The organism is Streptomyces brevispora, assembly GCF_007829885.1.
In the GTDB taxonomy this organism is placed as follows: Bacteria; Actinomycetota; Actinomycetes; order Streptomycetales; family Streptomycetaceae; genus Streptomyces; species Streptomyces brevispora.
Genome location: NZ_VIWW01000001.1, coordinates 216,624 through 234,528 on the forward strand (window position 1 = coordinate 216,624; position 17,905 = coordinate 234,528).

The 17,905-nt window shown below is 70.4% G+C and carries 15 protein-coding genes, 1 pseudogene and 1 riboswitch; of the genes and pseudogenes, 3 read left to right on the forward strand and 13 right to left on the reverse strand.

Going from position 1 to position 17,905, the window contains the following annotated elements; genetic code table 11:
- Positions 1-82 precede the first annotated feature (82 nt).
- The 10 genes from FHX80_RS01030 to ribD all read right to left on the reverse strand — a co-directional run bounded on the left by FHX80_RS01030 (position 83) and on the right by ribD (position 8,618).
- Entirely contained in the window at positions 83-1,180 is a 1,098-nt protein-coding gene (locus FHX80_RS01030) for a hemolysin family protein (RefSeq protein ID WP_145762350.1), read from the reverse strand.
- The gene (locus FHX80_RS01035; protein ID WP_145762351.1) at positions 1,177-2,547 is read right to left on the reverse strand and encodes a hemolysin family protein; all 1,371 of its coding nucleotides are present in this window, start codon (positions 2,545-2,547) and stop codon (positions 1,177-1,179) included. Before FHX80_RS01035 ends, FHX80_RS01030 begins: the two co-directional genes overlap by 4 nt.
- A 182-nt stretch (positions 2,548-2,729) precedes the next feature.
- Positions 2,730-3,194 (reverse strand): PH domain-containing protein, encoded by a 465-nt coding sequence (locus FHX80_RS01040; RefSeq protein ID WP_145762352.1) that lies wholly within the window; start codon positions 3,192-3,194, stop codon positions 2,730-2,732.
- Between the two features lie 22 nt (positions 3,195-3,216).
- The gene (gene hisG, locus FHX80_RS01045; RefSeq protein WP_145762353.1) at positions 3,217-4,065 is read right to left on the reverse strand and encodes an ATP phosphoribosyltransferase; all 849 of its coding nucleotides are present in this window, start codon (positions 4,063-4,065) and stop codon (positions 3,217-3,219) included.
- Positions 4,066-4,124: 59 nt separating this feature from the next.
- Complete coding sequence (locus FHX80_RS01050) at positions 4,125-4,397, reverse strand: phosphoribosyl-ATP diphosphatase (RefSeq protein ID WP_145762354.1); 273 nt, start codon at positions 4,395-4,397, stop codon at positions 4,125-4,127.
- Between the two features lie 34 nt (positions 4,398-4,431).
- Positions 4,432-4,917, reverse strand: coding sequence for a 6,7-dimethyl-8-ribityllumazine synthase (ribH, locus tag FHX80_RS01055; protein WP_145762355.1), 486 nt, complete (start codon positions 4,915-4,917; stop codon positions 4,432-4,434).
- A gap of 46 nt (positions 4,918-4,963) precedes the next feature.
- Positions 4,964-6,262, reverse strand: a complete 1,299-nt coding sequence (locus FHX80_RS01060; protein WP_145762356.1) for a bifunctional 3,4-dihydroxy-2-butanone-4-phosphate synthase/GTP cyclohydrolase II — start codon at positions 6,260-6,262, stop codon at positions 4,964-4,966.
- Positions 6,259-6,903: a nicotinamide mononucleotide transporter family protein gene (locus FHX80_RS01065; RefSeq protein WP_145762357.1), complete on the reverse strand. Its 645-nt coding sequence runs from the start codon at positions 6,901-6,903 to the stop codon at positions 6,259-6,261. The genes FHX80_RS01060 and FHX80_RS01065 overlap by 4 nt, the downstream gene beginning before the upstream one ends.
- On the reverse strand, positions 6,900-7,517 hold the full coding sequence (locus tag FHX80_RS01070) for a riboflavin synthase (protein ID WP_145762358.1): 618 nt from the start codon (positions 7,515-7,517) through the stop codon (positions 6,900-6,902). Before FHX80_RS01070 ends, FHX80_RS01065 begins: the two co-directional genes overlap by 4 nt.
- Positions 7,518-8,618, reverse strand: a complete 1,101-nt coding sequence (gene ribD, locus FHX80_RS01075) for a bifunctional diaminohydroxyphosphoribosylaminopyrimidine deaminase/5-amino-6-(5-phosphoribosylamino)uracil reductase RibD (protein WP_145762359.1) — start codon at positions 8,616-8,618, stop codon at positions 7,518-7,520.
- A gap of 154 nt (positions 8,619-8,772) precedes the next feature.
- A riboswitch (FMN riboswitch) is annotated at positions 8,773-8,903 on the reverse strand.
- A 265-nt stretch (positions 8,904-9,168) separates the two neighbouring features.
- Between ribD and FHX80_RS01080 the strand changes: the two genes are divergently transcribed.
- Entirely contained in the window at positions 9,169-11,505 is a 2,337-nt protein-coding gene (locus FHX80_RS01080) for a chitinase C-terminal domain-containing protein (RefSeq protein ID WP_145767014.1), read from the forward strand.
- Positions 11,506-11,702: 197 nt separating this feature from the next.
- Here FHX80_RS01080 and FHX80_RS01085 read toward each other — a convergent pair whose 3' ends face one another.
- Positions 11,703-12,881 (reverse strand): ROK family transcriptional regulator, encoded by a 1,179-nt coding sequence (locus FHX80_RS01085; protein ID WP_145762360.1) that lies wholly within the window; start codon positions 12,879-12,881, stop codon positions 11,703-11,705.
- Between the two features lie 156 nt (positions 12,882-13,037).
- On the opposite strand from FHX80_RS01085, the gene FHX80_RS01090 reads away from it, so the two are divergent.
- Positions 13,038-14,270 carry an MFS transporter gene (locus FHX80_RS01090; protein WP_145762361.1) on the forward strand — a complete coding sequence of 411 codons (1,233 nt, stop codon included), beginning with the start codon at positions 13,038-13,040 and terminating at the stop codon, positions 14,268-14,270.
- Between the two features lie 33 nt (positions 14,271-14,303).
- Here the strand turns inward: FHX80_RS01090 and FHX80_RS01095 are convergent.
- A pseudogene (locus FHX80_RS01095) lies at positions 14,304-14,519 on the reverse strand (alginate lyase family protein); the annotation flags it as partial.
- Between the two features lie 439 nt (positions 14,520-14,958).
- Here FHX80_RS01095 and FHX80_RS01100 point away from each other — a divergent pair.
- Positions 14,959-16,359, forward strand: coding sequence for a uracil-xanthine permease family protein (locus FHX80_RS01100; protein WP_145762362.1), 1,401 nt, complete (start codon positions 14,959-14,961; stop codon positions 16,357-16,359).
- A 218-nt stretch (positions 16,360-16,577) separates the two neighbouring features.
- Here the strand turns inward: FHX80_RS01100 and FHX80_RS01105 are convergent, their stop codons facing one another.
- Positions 16,578-17,858: an ATP-grasp domain-containing protein gene (locus FHX80_RS01105; RefSeq protein ID WP_145762363.1), complete on the reverse strand. Its 1,281-nt coding sequence runs from the start codon at positions 17,856-17,858 to the stop codon at positions 16,578-16,580.
- Between the last annotated feature and the right edge of the window lie 47 nt (positions 17,859-17,905).

The following is a 17,905-nucleotide window of genomic DNA, read 5'->3' on the forward strand; positions in this document are numbered from 1 at the left end:
TTTGTCCCCAATCGCCGGACGGGCCCGGGCTTCCGTCCTGGCGGGCTCGACGGCCCCGGCCGGCGATTGAGGACCGCGGCGCTTACCGGACCAGGGCCGTGAGTTCGTCCGAGACGGTCTTCTTCTCCTCGGTGCGACGCGGCTCCGTGACCCGGTGGGCCGGGTCACGTACCTCGCCGACCAGCATTTCCAGGACGTCCTCCATGGCGACCAGGCCGAGTACCCGGCCCGATGCGTCGGCGACCTGGGCCAGGTGCGTCGCGGCGCGTCGCATCACGGTCAGGGCGTCGTCCAGCGGAAGTTCGGCCCGCACCGTCGCCATCGGGCGCCACACGTGCTGCGGGACCGCCCGCTCGACGTCCTCCAGGTCGAGGACGTCCTTGACGTGCAGGTAGCCCATGAACGGGCCGCCGCCCTCCGCGCAGACGGGGAACCGTGAGTAGCCGGTCCGCACCGTGAGCTCCTCGATCCGGCGCGGGGTGACGGACGGGTCGACCGTCACCAGGGAAGCCCGGCTGAGCAGCACATCGGTGACAGGCCTGCTGCCCAGCTCCAGCGCGTCCTCCAGCCGTTCCTGCGCGTCGGGCCCCAGGAGTCCGGCCTGCCCTGAGTCCTCGACCAGCCGGTTGAGCTGCTCGCTGGTGAAGACGGCCTCCACCTCGTCCTTCGGCTCGACGTCGAAGAGCCGGAGCACCAGCCGGGCGCAGGCGCCCAGCGCGGAGGTGACCGGGCGGCAGAGGCGGGCGAAGCCGACCAGGCCGGGGCTGAGCCACAGCGAGGTCTTCTCCGGGGCCGCCATCGCCAGGTTCTTCGGGACCATCTCGCCGATGACGAGATGGAGGAAGACGACGAAGACCAGCGCCAGCACGTAGCCGAGCGGATGGATCAGCCCCTCGGGGAGGTGCACCGCGCGGAAGACCGGCTCCAGCAGCTGGGCGACGGTCGGTTCCGCGACGGCTCCGAGTGTCAGTGAGCAGATGGTGATGCCGAACTGGGCGGCCGCCATCATCTGCGGCAGGTTCTCCAGGCCGTACAGCACCTGCCGGGCCCGGCTGGACCCGGTTGCCGCGAGTGGTTCGATCTGGCTGCGGCGTACGGAGACGAGGGCGAACTCGGCGCCGACGAAGAAGCCGTTCGCGAGGACCAGGAGTCCGGCGAAGAGCAATTGGACCAGGCTCATCGCGCGGCCTCCAGGACACCGCGGGCCGCCGGTTCGGCGGCGACCGGGTCCAGGACTCCGGCCAGCCGCACGAAGCGGACCTTCTCGGCCCGGTAGTGGCCGACCTGGCGGACCGAGATCCGCCAGCCGGGCAGTTCGGCCCGGTCGCCGGGGGCGGGAATCCGTCCCAGCAGATCGGCCACCAGCCCGGCCACCGTCTCGTACGGGCCGTCGGGTACGTCGAGCCCTATCCGGCGAAGCGTGAGCACCCGGCAGCTGCCTTCGGCGTCCCAGACGGGCCTGCCGTCCTCGGGGGCAGCGGGGGCCAGTTCGGGGCGGTCGGCGCCTTCGGCGTCGTGCTCGTCCCTGACCTCGCCGACGAGTTCCTCGATGATGTCCTCAAGGGTGACGACACCCGCGGTGCCGCCGTACTCGTCGACCACGACGGCGATCGGCTGTTCGTTGCGCAGCCGCCGGAGGAGCTGCTCGACGGGCAGGGTCTCGGGCACCAGCAGCGGGGGCACCGCGATCCGGCCGGCCGGAGTACGCAGCCGCTCCCCCGCCGGAACGGCGAGCGCGTCCTTGAGGTGGATCATGCCGACGACCTCGTCGATGCGCTCCCGGTAGACGGGGAAACGGGAGAGGCCGGTGGCCCGGGTGAGGTTGAGGACGTCGGCGGCGGTGGCGGAGGACTGAAGGGCGCTGACCTTCACTCGCGGGGTCATCACGTGCTGGGCGGTGAGGCCGGCGAGCGACAGGGTCCGTACGAAGAGGTCCGCGGTGTCCTGTTCGAGGGTGCCGGCCTCGGCCGAGTGCCTGGCCAGGGAGACCAGCTCCCCCGGTGTCCGGGCGGAGGCCAGCTCGTCGGTCGGTTCGACGCCGAGCAGCCGCACCAGCCGGTTGGCGACCGTGTTCAGCAGGCCGATCACCGGGCGGAAGGCCCGGGTGAACCGGGCTTGTGGTCCGGCGACGAACCGGGCGACCTGGAGCGGCTTGGAGACCGCCCAGTTCTTCGGTACGAGTTCGCCGATCACCATCTGGACGGCGGCCGCGAGCAGCATGCCGATCACCATACTGATGCCGGGTACGGCACCGTCGGGGAGACCGGTCAGGGTGAGTGGGCTCTCCAGCAGCTGGGCGAGCGCCGGCTCGGCGAGCATGCCTACCACCAGTGAGGTGATGGTGATGCCGAGCTGGGTGCCGGACAGCTGGAAGGAGAGTTCGCGCAGGGCCTCGACGACGGTACGGGCCCGTCGGTCGCCCTCGGCGGCGGCGCGCTCGGCGTCCGCCCGTTCCACGGTGACGAGCCCGAATTCGGCTGCCACGAAGAATCCGTTGGCGAGGATGAGAAGGAATGCCGCGCTGAGCAGCAGCAGGGGGGTGGTCATACCGCCGCCTCCACAGAAGGGGCGGCGCAGGTACTACCGGAAGATCCGTCCATTGCTGGAAGGAGTCACTCCTTGGGTCGCAGGAAAGCCCCGCGGGTCTCGGGGACCACTGGTGGGGGCGGGGCGCACAGGGCGCCGCCGCCCTCCAGAGTAAACAACAAGAGGCCTCACGGGGCAGGGGCTCAGCAGTTGTCCGTGCCCGTGCCGTGGTTCTCGGCGAGGGCGCGGAGCGCGCGGGCGTCGCGAATGGCCTGCTCCTTGGCGATTCCGGGCTGGATGCCGAGGGCGGGCATGCTGGTCCCGTCGCTGAGGTCGAGAAAGACCCACGGGTCGCCGACCCGTAGGTTGACGCGCACGATCTCCGCCCAGGACAGCCGCCGGGTACGTGTGAGGTTGACCACGGTCACCCCGCTGTCGTCCGCGACGATCTTGGGGCGGCTGAGCAGCGCGAGAACGCCGAGGAAGACCAGCGCGGTGAAGACGAAGCTGGTCCGCTCCCCCGCGCTGAGCTGTTCCAGGGTGAAGGCGACGACGGTGATGACGGCGAACATCACCACCCCGACACTCAGCAGGACCACCCGGGTACGGGTCGGCCGGAAGGTGACCGGAAGGGCGGGGGGTTCGGTCCGGGGAGCGGGGGCTGACATGTTCTTCTTCCGTGTCCCGCCGTCAGAGGCGGCAGGCGTGGATGGCCGTGGTGAGGATGGCGCGGGCGCCGAGGTCGTACAGATCGTCCATGATCCGCTGTGCCTCCCTGGAGGCGACCATGGAGCGGACCGCGACCCAGCCCTCGTGGTGCAGGGGGGAGATGGTCGGTGACTCCAGGCCGGGGGTGAGGGCGACCGCGCGCTCCAGGTGCTCGACGCGGCAGTCGTAGTCCATCATCACGTAGCTGCGGGCGACCAGGACGCCCTGCAGCCGGCGCAGGAACTGCTGCACCTTGGGCTCGTCGTCCGGGGCGCCGATACGGCGGATGACGACGGCCTCCGACTTCATGATGGGTTCGCCGATGACCTCGAGTCCGGCGTTGCGCATGCTGGTGCCGGTCTCGACGACGTCGGCGATGATCTGCGCGACGCCGAGCTCGATGGCGGTCTCGACGGCGCCGTCCAGGTGGACGACGGAGGCGTTGACGCCGGCGTCGGCGAGGTGCTTGGCGACGATGCCCTCGTAGGAGGTGGCGATCGTCAGCCCGTCGAAGTCCTGCGGGCCCGCGGCCGTGCCGGGCTTGGTGGCGTAGCGGAAGGTCGAACGGGCGAAACCGAGCTGGAGGATCTCCTCCGACTCGGCACCGGAGTCCTGCAGCAGGTCGCGGCCGGTGATGCCGATGTCGAGACGGCCCGAGCTGACGTAGATCGCGATGTCACGGGGGCGCAGGTAGAAGAACTCCACCTCGTTCTCGGGGTCGACGAGGACGAGCTCCTTGGACTCCTTGCGCTGCTGGTAGCCGGCCTCATGGAGCATCGCCATCGCAGGCCCTGAGAGTGAACCCTTGTTGGGGACGGCGATGCGCAGCATGAGGTCGGATTTCCTTTGCGAAAGGGGTCTGGGACGTGGGGCGGGTGCGGGGGTGGTGCTCAGAGATGGGCGTAGACGTCGTCGAGCGAGATTCCGCGCGCGAGCATCATCACCTGGACGTGGTAGAGCAGTTGCGAGATCTCCTCGGCTGCGGCGTCCTTGCTCTCGTGCTCGGCGGCCATCCACACTTCGGCGGCCTCCTCCACGACCTTCTTCCCGATGGCATGCACGCCCTTGTCCACCAGTTCGGCGGTACGGGAGGTGGAGGGGTCGCCGTTGGCGGCCTTGAGTTGCAGCTCGGCGAAGAGCTCTTCGAAGGTTTTGTTCGCCATGATGTCCTTAGAATACGGGGTCCGGGACCCGCACTCAGCGCCAGGGTTCGCTGACCGAGCGCAGTGTGGTGGCGGTGGCGACGGCCGCGGTGACCGCTTCGTGCCCCTTGTCCTCGTTGGACCCCTCGATGCCCGCCCGGTCGAGTGCCTGCTCCTCGGTGTCACAGGTGAGGACGCCGAAGCCGACCGGTACACCGGTGTCGACCGCGACCTGGGTGAGGCCGTTGGTGACGCCGTGGGACACGTATTCGAAGTGCGGGGTGCCGCCGCGGATGATCACGCCGAGGGCGACGATCGCGTCGTAACCGCGCCCGGCCAGCACCTTGGCGACCACCGGGAGCTCGAAGCTGCCGGGGACCCTCAGCAGGGTCGGCTCGTCGATGCCCAGCTCATGCAGGGCGCGCAGTGCACCGTCGACGAGTCCGTCCATGACCTTCTCGTGCCACTGTGCGGCGACGACCGCCACACGGAGGTCACCGCAGTTGCGTACGGACAGTTCGGGTGCGCCCTTGCCGCTCATGTCTCTCCTACCGCTCGATCGGGTGACTGCTGGAAGTGCTGGTGGGTCACTGGTTGCCGCAGGTCGCCACGGTGGTGGCGTCGAGCCAGGGCAGGTCGTGGCCCATGCGGTCGCGCTTGGTGCGCAGGTACCGCAGATTATGTTCGCCGGCCTGGACGGGCATCGGCTCCCGTCCGGTGACGGCCAGACCGTGCCGCAGGATCGCGGCGGTCTTCTCGGGGTTGTTCGTCATCAGGCGCAGACTGCGGACACCGAGATCCTTGAGGATCTGGGCGCCGGCCGCGTAGTCCCTGGCGTCGGCCGGCAGGCCGAGCTCCAGATTGGCGTCGAGCGTGTCGACGCCGCGCTCCTGGAGTTCGTACGCGCGCAGCTTGGAGACCAGTCCGATGCCTCGTCCCTCGTGGCCGCGCAGATAGACCACGACGCCGCGGCCCTCGTCCGTGACGCGCCGCATGGAGGCGTGCAGCTGGGGGCCGCAGTCGCAGCGCTCGGACTGGAAGATGTCGCCGGTCAGGCACTCGGAGTGGACCCGGACCAGGACGTCGTCGCCGTCCCCGATGTCGCCGTGGACCAGCGCGACGTGTTCCACGCCGTCCACGGTGGAGCGGTAGCCGAAGGCGGTGAAGGCGCCGAAGTCCGTCGGCAGCCTGACCTCGGCCTCACGGCGGACGGTCGGCTCGGAGGTGCGCCGGTAGGCGATCAGGTCCTCGATGGAGATGATCGTGAGCCCGTGCTTGCGGGCGAACGGGACCAGTTGGGGAAGGCGCAGCATGACGCCGTCCTCGCCCGCGATCTCGACGATCGCGCCGGCGGGCCGCAGTCCGGCGAGCCGGGCGAGGTCGACGGCCGCCTCGGTGTGGCCGTTGCGCACGAGCACACCGCCGGAGCGGGCGCGCAGCGGGAAGACGTGGCCGGGGCGCACGAAGTCGCCGGGGCCCGCGGCGCCGCCGGCGAGCAGCCGGAGCGTGGTGGCCCGGTCGGCGGCGGAGATGCCGGTGCTCACGCCGTGCGCGGCCGAGGCGTCGACGGAGACGGTGAAGGCGGTCTTCATCGACTCGGTGTTGTGGTCGACCATCTGCGGGAGTTCGAGCCGTTCCAGCTCGTCGTTCTCCATGGGCGCGCAGATGAGTCCGCGGCACTCGCTCATCATGAAGGCGACGATCTCGGGGGTGGCCTTCTCGGCTGCGATGACGAGGTCGCCCTCGTTCTCCCGGTCCTCGTCGTCGACGACCACGACGGGCCGGCCGGCCGCGATGTCGCGGATGGCCTGCTCCACGGGGTCGAGGCTGAGGTCCTCGTCGGGCGCGTGGTGTTCCCGGTGCAACCAGGTGGGCTGGGCAGTCATGCCGTGGCTCCTTCCAGAGCGGGTGTCCGCGTACGCAGCCACCAGTCGCGCATGCCCCACAGGACGAGGGCGCCGTAGACGACGTAGATGAGACCGGAGAAGGCGAGACCGCTGTGGAAGTTGAGCGGTACGCCGACCAGGTCGACGAGGAGCCAGGCGAACCAGAACTCGACCATGCCGCGGGCCTGGGCGAGCATCGCCACGAGCGTGCCCGCGAATATGTACGCGTCCGCCCACGGGCTCCAGGAGAGCGAGGGGAACGCGGTGAACAGGCCGCCGACCGCGAGGGTGCCGACCGCGGCTCCGCCGAGCAGGTAGCCGCGCTCGCGCCAGGTGGCGAACCGTACGGCGATGGAACCGTCCTGGGCCTGCTGCCTGCCGCGGGTCCACTGCTGCCAGCCCCAGACGGCCACGGCGATGACGATGAGCTGCTTGCCGACGCTGCCCGCCTGCTGCACGGACACGTTGGCGGCGACCAGGACGACGCCGGACAGCAGTTGGGCGGGCCAGGTCCAGATCGAGCGGAGCCAGCCCAGGGTGAGGGCGATCAGACCGATCGTGTTGCCGATCATGTCGGACCAGATGATGTGCTGTCCGAAGACGCTGAAGGCCTCCGAGTTCAGCCAGTGCAGGGCGCTCACTTCACCGGCTCCTCGGACTCCTGCGCGCGGTGGCCGAGCAGCCGCTCGACGTACTTCGCGATGACGTCCACCTCGAGGTTGACCGGGTCGCCGGGCTCCTTGTGGCCGAGCGTGGTCAGGGCGAGGGTGGTGGGGATGAGGCTGATGGTGAAGTAGTCGGGTCCGGCGTCCACGACGGTCAGGCTCACGCCGTCGACGGTGATCGACCCCTTCTCCACCACGTACCGGGTGAGCTCCGCGGGGAGGGAGATCTTCACGATCTCCCAGTTCTCGGAGACCTTGCGCTCGGCGATGCGGCCCGTGCCGTCGACGTGCCCCTGCACGATGTGCCCGCCGAGCCTGCCGCCGACCGCCATGGGCCGCTCCAGGTTGACCCGGGAGCCGGTCCGCAGCGCGCCCAGGCTGGACCGGTTCAGGGTCTCGGCCATCACATCGGCGGTGAACTCGTGCTCGCCGAGGTCGACGACGGTCAGGCACACGCCGTTGACCGCGATCGAGTCGCCGTGCTTGGCGCCCTCGGTGACCACGGGACCGCGCAGGCGGAATCGGGAGGCGTCGCCGAGGTTCTCGACGGCGGTGACCTCACCCAGCTCTTCGACAATTCCGGTGAACACTCAGTTTCCCTTCGGGGCAGGGCGGGGGACAGCGGTGATGCGCAGATCGGGGCCGATACGCACGGTCTCGGTCACATGGAGGCGCAACGCCTGGGTAATGGTGGAGATTCCGGCGTCGGCGAGGGCCGCGGGGCCCGCGCCGAGGAGCACGGGGGCTATGTAGCCGACGATCCGGTCGACCGCTCCCGCCGCGACGAAGGCCCCGGCCAGGGTCGGTCCACCTTCGAGGAGTACGGAGCGGATGCCGCGCCCGTGGAGGGCGGCGAGCAGTGCGGGAAGGTCCAGTCCGGGGCCGGTCGCGGCTCGCGGCAGCCTCAGGACGGCCTCTTCGGGGAGGTGGCGGGCGTCGGCGTCGTCGGCGACCGCGATCAGGGTGGGTGCGCCCGTGTCGAGGACCCGGGCGCCGGGCCGCACGGCGGTGGCGGCGGTGTCGACGACGACCCGCAGCGGCTGGACCGCGCCGTCGATGCCCCGTACCCCGAGCTGGGGGTCGTCGGTGCGGGCGGTTCCGGAGCCGACCACGACCGCGTCCGCCTCGGCGCGCAGCCGGTGGACGTCGGCGCGGGACTCGGCGGAGGTGATCCAGCGGCTGGTGGTGTCGGCGGCCGCGATCCGGCCGTCCAGGGTCGCCGCGTATTTCCAGGTGACGTGGGGGCGGCCGCGGCGCACCGAGGTCAGCCAGGCGGCGTTGCCCTGTTCGGCCTCTTCGGCGAGGAGGCCCTGCTCGGCCTTGACCCCGGCGGCGCGCAGGGTATCCGCGCCGCCGGTGGCCTGCGGGTTCGGGTCGCCGATCGCGTACACGACGCGGGCGATCCCGGCCTCGACGAGCGCCTGGGCGCAGGGGCCGGTGCGTCCGGTGTGGTTACAGGGTTCGAGGGTGACGTAGGCGGTGCCGCCGCGGGCCTTCTCACCGGCCGCGCGCAGGGCGTGGATCTCGGCGTGCGGTTCCCCGGCGCGCTGGTGGAAGCCCTCGCCGACCGGCCGGCCCGTCGCGTCGAGGACAACGCATCCGACGACCGGGTTGGGGCTGGTGGAGCCGAGACCGCGGGCCGCGAGCGAGATGGCTCGGCGCATCGCGGTCGTGTCGGCTGTGGTGTCCACCGGGTCCTCCTGCCTCTTGGGGCACGGACTCCGGGGCCTGTCGATGACGACAGATGAAGCGGAACGCTGAACGGGGACGCCGAATGCCGGAAAACGGATGGATCGGTCGCCCGAAAACCATCCGCCGACGGCGGCGTACCCGCGAAACGGCCCGCCGCGCACTGCCTCCCATCCGGACTTTAACCGTCGGTCCAGGAATCTCACCTGGTCAACCGGCCGCTGGATGCGGACGGGTCGCGGACTATAACCGCCGGTTCGGAATTGCACCGACCCCGGAGTGCGCTGCTACTGGTACACGATCAGTGTGCCACGACTGGCCGTGGCCCATACCGGTGAACGCTGTGGAGTGGGTCACAGACAGCCCGTCACAAGGCCGTTTTCGGACACCTCAAGTTTATTGGTCCAGACCTATTGACTGAATGGTCTAGTCCTTTTAATCTCTGCGTCACCTCCGAGGAGCGGTTCCGGGTGTGCGCACACCCGGGACCCCGCACGACCCACTCCCTTGTCAGTTGTGTTCTGCCGACCTCCCCAGGAGGAACCGAACGTGCTGCTGTCCCCCACCCGCGCGAGAGCAACCCTGCTCGCAGTCGGCGCCACCGTCGCCGCACTGCTCGTCGGATCGCTCACCGCAACCGTGTCGCAAGCCGCCGACCAGGAGTCCTGCCGCCCCGACGGGCTCTACGAGACCCCGGGCGTCGCCGTCCCGTACTGCTCCGTGTACGACTCCGAGGGCCGCGAGAAGATGGGCGCCGACCACCCGCGGCGGGTCATCGGCTACTTCACCAACTGGCGGACCGGCAAGGACGGCACCCCCGCCTACCTCGCCTCCGACATCCCCTGGGACAAGGTCACCCACCTCAACTACGCCTTCGCCCACGTCGACGGCGCCAACAAGCTCTCCGTCGGCAGCGACGGGCCGGACAACGCCTCGACCGGTATGACCTGGCCGGGTGTCGCAGGCGCCGAGATGGACCCCGCACTCCCCTACAAGGGCCATTTCAACCTGCTCACCAAGTTCAAGAAGAAGTACCCGAACGTGAAGACGATGGTGTCGGTGGGCGGCTGGGCCGAGACCGGCGGCTACTTCGACGACAGTGGCAAGCGCGTGAACTCCGGCGGCTTCTACTCGATGGCCACCAACGCCGACGGCTCGGTCAACCAGAGCGGGATCAACACGTTCGCCGACTCGACGGTCGCCTTCATCAAGAAGTACGGCTTCAACGGCGTCGACATCGACTACGAGTACCCGACGACCATGAAGGACGCCGGCAACCCGCTGGACTGGACCCTGTCCAACGCCCGCCGGGCCGGACTGGTCAAGAGCTACGCCGCGCTGATGAAGACCCTGCGCGAGAAGCTCGACCGGGCGTCCGCCGCCGACGGCACGCACTACCTGCTCAGCGTCGCCGCCCCTTCGTCCGGCTACCTGCTGCGCGGCATGGAGACCTTCCAGGTCCAGAAGTACCTGGACTACGTCAACATCATGTCGTACGACCTGCACGGTGCCTGGAACGAGTACGTCGGCCCGAACGCCGCGCTGTTCGACGACGGCAAGGACGCCGAACTCGCCCAGGCCAGTGTCTACTCGACGTCGCAGTACGGCGGGACCGGCTACCTCAACACCGACTGGGCCTACCACTACTTCCGCGGTTCGATGCCGTCCGGCCGGATCAACATCGGGCTGCCGTACTACACCCGCGGCTTCAAGAACGTGCAGGGCGGCACCGACGGCCTGTGGGGCAAGGCGGCCACCACCGACTGCCCGGCAGGCGCGGGTCTCACCAAGTGCGGGGACGGCGCCGTCGGCATCGACAACCTCTGGCACGACCTGGACACCAGCGGCAAGGAGGCGCCGGCCGGCTCGAACCCGATGTGGCACGCGAAGAATCTGGAGAAGGGCGTGGTCGGGGACTACGTCACGGACTACGGATTCCCCGCGAACACGCAGCTGACCGGCACGTACGTCCGCAAGTACGACACGACGCTCGTCGCCCCGTGGCTGTGGAACGCCCAGAAGAGGGTCTTCCTCTCCACCGAGGACGAGCAGTCGGTGAAGGCCAAGGCCGACTACGTGGTCGACAAGGGCATCGGCGGCACCATGATCTGGGAGCTCGCGGGCGACTATGGCTGGAATGCCGCCAAGGGCCAGTACGAGCCCGGCTCCACCCTCACCTCGACGATGTACGACACCTTCAAGTCGGCCAAGCCGTACGGTGCCAAGCGCTCCACCATCGATCTGCCCACCAAGGCGCTGGACATCGACGTGTCCTTCGACCAGTTCCCGCTGGGTGACTCCAACTACCCGATCAGCCCCAAGCTGAAGATCACCAACAACACCGCGGCGACGCTGCCCGGCGGCACGGAGTTCCAGTTCGACTACGCGACCTCGGCGCCCGCCAACGCCAAGGACCAGTCCGGCTTCGGCACGACGATCGTGCGCAGCGACCACACCGCCGCCAACAACATCGGCGGGCTGAAGGGCGACCACAACCGCGTCTCCCTGAAGCTTCCGTCCTGGCAGAGCGTGGCGCCCGGCGCCTCGGTTCAGGTGGACTTCGTCTACTACCTGCCCACGTCCACGCCGTCGAACTGGACGGTGACCTTCGGCGGCACGTCGTACGCACTGGCCGCCGATCTGGCCCGGGGCACCACGGTCGTCCAGCCGGGCACCGGCACCACGCCGTCGCCCGACCCGACCACCAGCACCCCTCCGGGCCCCGGCGGCGCCTGCGCCGCGACGGCCTGGAGCGCATCCTCCGAGTACGGGGCCGGTGCGACGGTCAGCCACGGCTCGCACGAGTGGAAGGCCAAGTGGTGGACGAAGGGCGAGACGCCCGGATCCACCGGTGAATGGGGGGCCTGGGAGGACCGCGGCGCCTGCTGAGCCCCTCTCCACACCCGCCCGGCGGTGACCGGATCGCCCCCGGTCACCGCCGGGCCCCTTCGTTGCCGGGCCCCGTCACCGACGGGGCCCGGCGCGCGTTCCCCGTCATGGTTTTCGCGGTCCCGCAACGGGGCCGACAGCCTCCGGGCCCGGCCAACGGATCGGGCCGGCGAGGCCGGGCGCACCGGACCGGTAGTTCAGAGTGCCGGGGCGAACAGCGCGTCCTGAGCCGCCTCCCGGGCGGCGAGCAACGCGCCGCGCAGGACCGCGGTCCCGCCGAGCAGACCGGCCCTGACCTCGGTGCGCAGCGGGGACATCGTGGCCAGCCGATCCTCGACCCGGGCGGCCAGCGCGTCGCCGCCCGCGTGGCCGACCTCGCCCGACAGCAGCACGCACCCCGGGTCGAGGACCGAGACGACGGCTGCCGCGCCCAGGGCCAGCCGGCCGGCGAGGGCGTCGAGGAACGCCTCGCTGTCGCCCCTACCCGCGAGGGCCGAGCGTACGGCGATCGCCGCGCCCGGCTCCTGCCCGCCGGACGGGGCGGGGATGCCGTGGACGGCGGCCAGTTCGCAGAGTGACGCCGATCCCGCCAGGGAGTGGAACCCGCCGTCGCAGTTGACGGCTGAGGGGGTGCCGATGGTGCCGGGGACCGGCAGGAAGCCGATCTCGCCCGCGCCGCCGGAGACCCCGCGGCGCAGCTTCCCGTCCAGCATGACGGCCGCCCCGACACCGTGTCCGAGCCACAGCAGGACGAAGGTGTCCTGGTCGCGGGCCGCTCCGACGCGGTGTTCGGCGACGGCGGCGAGATTGGTCTCGTTCTCGACGAGCACGGTCGCGGGCAGCCGCTGCTGAAGCACCCGGACCAGGGTGCGGTGCCAGGCGGGCAGGCCGTTGGTGTCGCGGAGTTCGCCGGTGACCGGGTCGATGAGGCCGGGGGCGCCGATGCCGACGCTGTGCAGCGGCGCGGTGCCCGCCCGGTTCGCGGTGCGTTCCAGGAGGGCCACGGCCTGCTCGACGGCGTCGTCGGTGGCGGTCTCGCTGCCGATCGGCAGGGTCGCCTCGGCCAGTGTCGCGCCCAGGAGGTCGGCGACGACCACGGCGACGCTGTCGGTACGCACGTCCAGGGCGGCCAGCTGGGCACGGTCGGCGACGATCCCGTAGAGCCGGGCGTTGGGCCCGCGGCGCTCGGCTCCGGCTTCGCCGACCACCTGGATCAGGCCCGCCCCCTGGAGCCGTTCGACCAGGTCGGCGACCGTGGGCCGGGAGAGTCCCGTCAGGGTCTTCAGCTGTGTGGCCGTCAGCGGGCCGTCCTGCTGGAGGAGTCGCAGGGCGAGCCGGTCGTTGATGGCCCTGGCGGTGCTCGGTGATGCGGGCATGCCGGGATCCTTCCAGACCTCCGCCGCAGTCGATGCCGGCACGGTCTATTTATCAGGCAGGGTTCCTGATAGTTTACTGCCCGCATCGTGGAGAAGGGCGCCGAGGAGCGTCGCGGGCCGCGGCGTCGAAAAGTTTCCAGGGGAGGGCACGGCGGTATGACGACAGATTCCACGGCAACGGTCTTCAGTACGGAACAGGTGAGGCGCGCCAGGTACGCCGTCGCCTCGGTCTTCGCCGTGCACGGCGCGGTGACCGGCAGCTTCGCCACCCGGGTGCCGTGGATCCAGGACCACGCCGGGGTCAGCGCCGGGCAGCTCGGTATCGCCCTGGCCTTCCCGGCGATCGGCGCCTCCCTCGCGATGCCGCTGGCCGGTGCGGTCAGCCACCGCTTCGGTGCCCGGACCGCGCTGCGCGGACTGCTGATGGTGTGGACCCTGGCGCTGATCCTGCCCGCCCTGGCCCCCAACCTGCTGACGCTGTGCGGGGCGCTCTTCGTGTACGGGGCGTCGGCCGGCATGTCGGACGTGGCGATGAACGCGCTCGGGGTCGAGGTGGAGAACCGCCTCGACAAGTCGATCATGTCCGGGCTGCACGGGATGTGGAGCGTGGGCGCCCTGGTCGGTTCGGCGGCGGGCACGGTGGCCGCCCATCTGGGGGCCGACGCGCGGCTGCACCACACCATCGCCGCACTCGTTCTCACGGCACTCGGTCTGATCGCCTGTCAGCGGGTGCTGGATCTGCGCAGCGAGCCGGACTCGGAGGCTCCGCCGCGCTTCGCCCTGCCGCCCAAGTCGGCGTTGATCATCGGCGCGGTCGGCTTCTGCGCGGTGTTCGCCGAGGGCGCCAGCCTGGACTGGTCGGCGGTCTACCTCCGGGATGTCCTGGGCAGTTCCGCGGGCCTGGCGGCCGCGTCGACGACCGCGTTCGCCCTGACCATGGCGGTCGCCCGGATCGCCGGTGACCGGGTCGTCGACCGCTTCGGCGCGGTGCGGACCGTACGGACCGGCGGCGTCCTCGCCACGGTCGGCGGGGTCCTGGTGGTCACCGCGCCCAACGCGGTCCTGGCGATGTGCGGGTTCGGCCTGATGGGCCTCGGTATCGCCGTGGTCGTGCCGCTCGCCTTCGCGGCGGCCGGGCGCAGCGGACCGAACCCGAGTCAGGCGATCGCGGGTGTCGCGACGATCACCTACACCTCGGGGCTGATCGCCCCGTCGGCGATCGGCTCGCTCGCCGAGGCGACCTCGCTGATCGTCTCCTTCAGCCTGGTGTCGGTGCTGGCCTTCGGGCTGGTACTCGGCGCCGGGGTGCTGCGGGCGGGCGACCGCAAGACGGTGTCCTCACCGGACGCCGGTGCCGCGAGCCGCGCACCGGCCGAGCCGCGCCCCTGAGCCGTCCGGGCCCCTGGGTACGGCGGGCGGTTCACCGGCGATCGAGTCGAGTTGCTCCGCGGCGGGCCGCAGGGCCCGCGGGTCGCCGTCGGGCGGTGCCTGAAGCCGCCCGACGGCGGCTCGGGCCCCGGCCTCACCGGCGTCGGCGGCCGCGTGCGCGATGTCGCTCGCCGCGTACCGGTAGAACTCCAGCTCCGGATGGGGCCAGGGGGACTCCCCGGTCGCGGCGGGCAGTAGATGGTCGAGCGCCGAACACCCCCAACAGTCCCCTGTACGAACCACGTTCACGAGAGAGACCCTCGTGTGCGTAGGGCTGCCTGATCGGGGTGACACTACCTCGCACACCATTCACGGATGGGTTCCGGAGCGGCGAGCCTCGTGCCCGTATCCCGGCCGAAGGCGCATCCCGATCCGGCACTAACATGGCGCTGATCATTTCTGCGGTCCGCGCCGGATCCCCGCGAGGCACCGGTCTCCATACCTACGCACAGGGAGCGACCATGGGCCTCGGCGATGAGCGCGCAGACCGGCACTCCCCCGCAGAGCACGACGCCCCGGGCTGATTCCCCGCCCTCGCGGCCAGCCCTGTCGGCACGCGTCTGAACTGCATGTTCCGCTAGTCGCTGAGCCCTCCGGTCCAGCCGGCGGGTCTCGGCACCACCCCGGCGACACATCAAGGAGCAAGACCATGGCGGGCTTCGGCTGGAAGCTGCACGGCGACGGCAAGCGCCTCGAACCGGGCGAGGTCGTAAGACCGGACGAACGACTCACCTGGGGGCGCACCGTCGGTCTCGGCGCGCAGCACGTGGTCTCCATGATCGGAGCCTGCTTCGTCGCCCCCATCCTGATGGGTCTCGATCCCAACCTTGCCGTGATGGCCTCCGGCGTGGCCACCATTCTCTTCCTGCTGATCACCCGGGGTCATATCCCGAGTTACCTGGGCAGCAGCCTGTCGTTCATCGGTGTCGCCGCTGTCATCAAGACACAGGGCGGTGACGCGGCGACTCTCACCGGCGCGCTCCTGGTAGTCGGCGCGGTCCTCTTCCTGTGCGGGGCCGTCGTCCGCGCCCTCGGGGCCCGCGTCATCCATGCCGTGCTGCCTCCCGTGGTCACGGGTGCGGTGGTCATGCTGATCGGGTTCAATCTGGCTCCGGTCACCGCCGGTACCTACTGGCCCCAGGATCAGTGGACAGCTCTTCTGACCATGCTGTTCACAGGTTTCGCCCTTGTCGTACTGCGCGGCTTCTGGTCCCGTATCGCGATCTTCCTCGGGCTGGCCTTCGGGTACGTCATCTCATGGATCTTCGACCGTGCGTTCGGCAAGATCCACTCCCCCGCGGGCGGTGCCGAGTCCATTGACCACTGGCGTCTCGACCTCTCGGGCGTGTCCAAGGCGGACTGGATCGGCCTTCCGACCTTCCATGCCCCGAGCTTCTCCCTCTCGGCCGTTCTGGTCGCCCTGCCCGTCGTCATCGCCCTTGTCGCCGAGAACGCGGGACATGTCAAGGCTGTCGGTGAGATGACCGGTGAACCACTGGACGACAAGCTCGGTACGGCCATCATGGCCGACGGCGCGGCGACGATGGTGTCGACCGCCGTGGGCGGGCCTGCCACGACCACGTACGCCGAGAACATCGGTGTCATGGCCGCCACGCGTGTCTACTCGACCGCCGCCTACTGGTGCGCGGCCGGCTTCGCGATCCTGTTCGGGCTCTGCCCCAAGTTCGGTGCTGTCGTGGCCGCCATTCCCGGCGGCGTCCTCGGCGGAATCACGGTCATCCTCTACGGCATGATCGGCCTGCTGGGCGCCCAGATCTGGGTTCGTTCCCGCGTCGACCTCTCCAACCCCCTGCACCTGGTACCGGTGGCCGCGGGGCTCATCATCGGAATCGGCAATGTGAGTCTGAGCCTCACGGACAACTTCCAGCTCAGCGGCATCGCGTTGGGAACGCTGATCGTCGTCATCGGCTACCACGCCCTGCGCATCATGGCTCCCGCCCACCTGACGCACGAGCCCCCGCTCCTCGATCCGGAAAACCCGGGGTACGACCGAGGCCAGGCGGATCGTAACCGCGAGCGTGGCCGGTGAGCCGCAGCGGCCGGATCTCGGCACAGTTGCCGCCCAGCTGAGACGGGACAGCGCCTCGGCTCGCCCACGGCTGCCGCGAGTTGCTCCCGATCGGTGATCGGTTCGGGGACGTCCCGGTTCTTGGCTTGACGGAACCGCCGGGGCTGACCTGCGCGCATGAGGTATCCGGCAGGCGTGGGGCTTCCGGCCGCGGCCGGGAGCCCCACGGGCCCACGTGGTCAGATCGTGCTCGGGGCCGATGAACGGACCCGTACCTGGAACTCCAGGGTCGCCACCGCCGCACGGGCCGCCTCGACCGCCTCGTCCGCCGTAGTGGCCAGCGCGCGGGCGTACGCCACGCGGGACACCGAGCTCTCCAGGGCGCCCACCTTCGCACCGGGGCGGACCATCGGTTCCACCTCCGTCACACCGGGGAGGGCGCTGGCCTCCTTCAGACCCAGGATCTCGTCCAGGGTCCCGGGGGCTCCCACCGAGGCGAACCAGATCGCCGAGCTGTGCGGTTCGGGGCGCGGCTCGGCCAGCCGGGACCGGATGCCGGGCAGCACCTTCTCGCCGAGCGTCTGGCGAGCGGTGCAGTCGTCGATGTCCACGCCCGTCGCCTCCAGTGTCAGCGTCGGGATCATGTCACCGCCCATCCGGACATGCGTCTCGATCAGGCGGGGTCCCCTGTCGCCGAGGACGATCTCCGTGTGCGTGGGCCCGAATTCGACGGCCAGGGCGTCGAGAACGGAGCACGCGTAGTCCGATATCGCCTCGGTGTCCTCGGCCGGGAGCTCGGCCGGCGACACATGGCCGAGCTCCACGAAGCTCTCGGGGTCCGAGTACTTGCGCGTGATCGCGACCACCTGGTGCTCGCCCGCCTCGGAGAACGCCTCCACGCTGAACTGCGGTCCCTCGAAGAACTCCTCCACCAGCACACCCGTGTTCGACAGGCCCAGATAGCTGTCGGCCGCCCGCTCGAAGGCCGTCGCCAGTTCGCTCTCGTACGAGACCTTGGTGACGCCCGCGCTGCCTGAGCTGGAGACCGGCTTGACCACGCAGGGGGTTCCGTTCGCGCGCACGAAGGCGCGGAGTTCGTCCAGGTCCGCGACCCGGGCGCAGGCGGTCGCGTCCACGCCCGCCTCCCGCAGCCGGGTCCGCATCGCCGCCTTGTCGTGGACCAGTGTCACCGTCTCGACGGTGTGCGCCCGCAGACCCAGTGCCTCGGCCACGACCCCGTAGTGGTCCTGGTCCCGCTCGCCGAAGGTTCCGATCCGGGTGAACGGGTCGAGGGCGTGCGCCGCCGCGGCCAGGTCGATCCACTCCTGGTCGGGGGCGTCACCGCGGACGCCGATCACCCGGGCGTTCTCGCCGGGGGTGCGGACCTTGCCGAGGTAGTCCAGCTGGCAGATCACCGTGGTCCGGGTGCCCGGCTGCGCCTCGCGGATACGGGCCGGGAAATCGCGGCCGGGGCCCACGACCAGGACGTGCTCAAGGGAGTTGGGGGCCTCGGGAGGCATGGCGGTTCCTTTCGGTTGGGACGGTGCGAAGGAGGGAGCACGGAGCA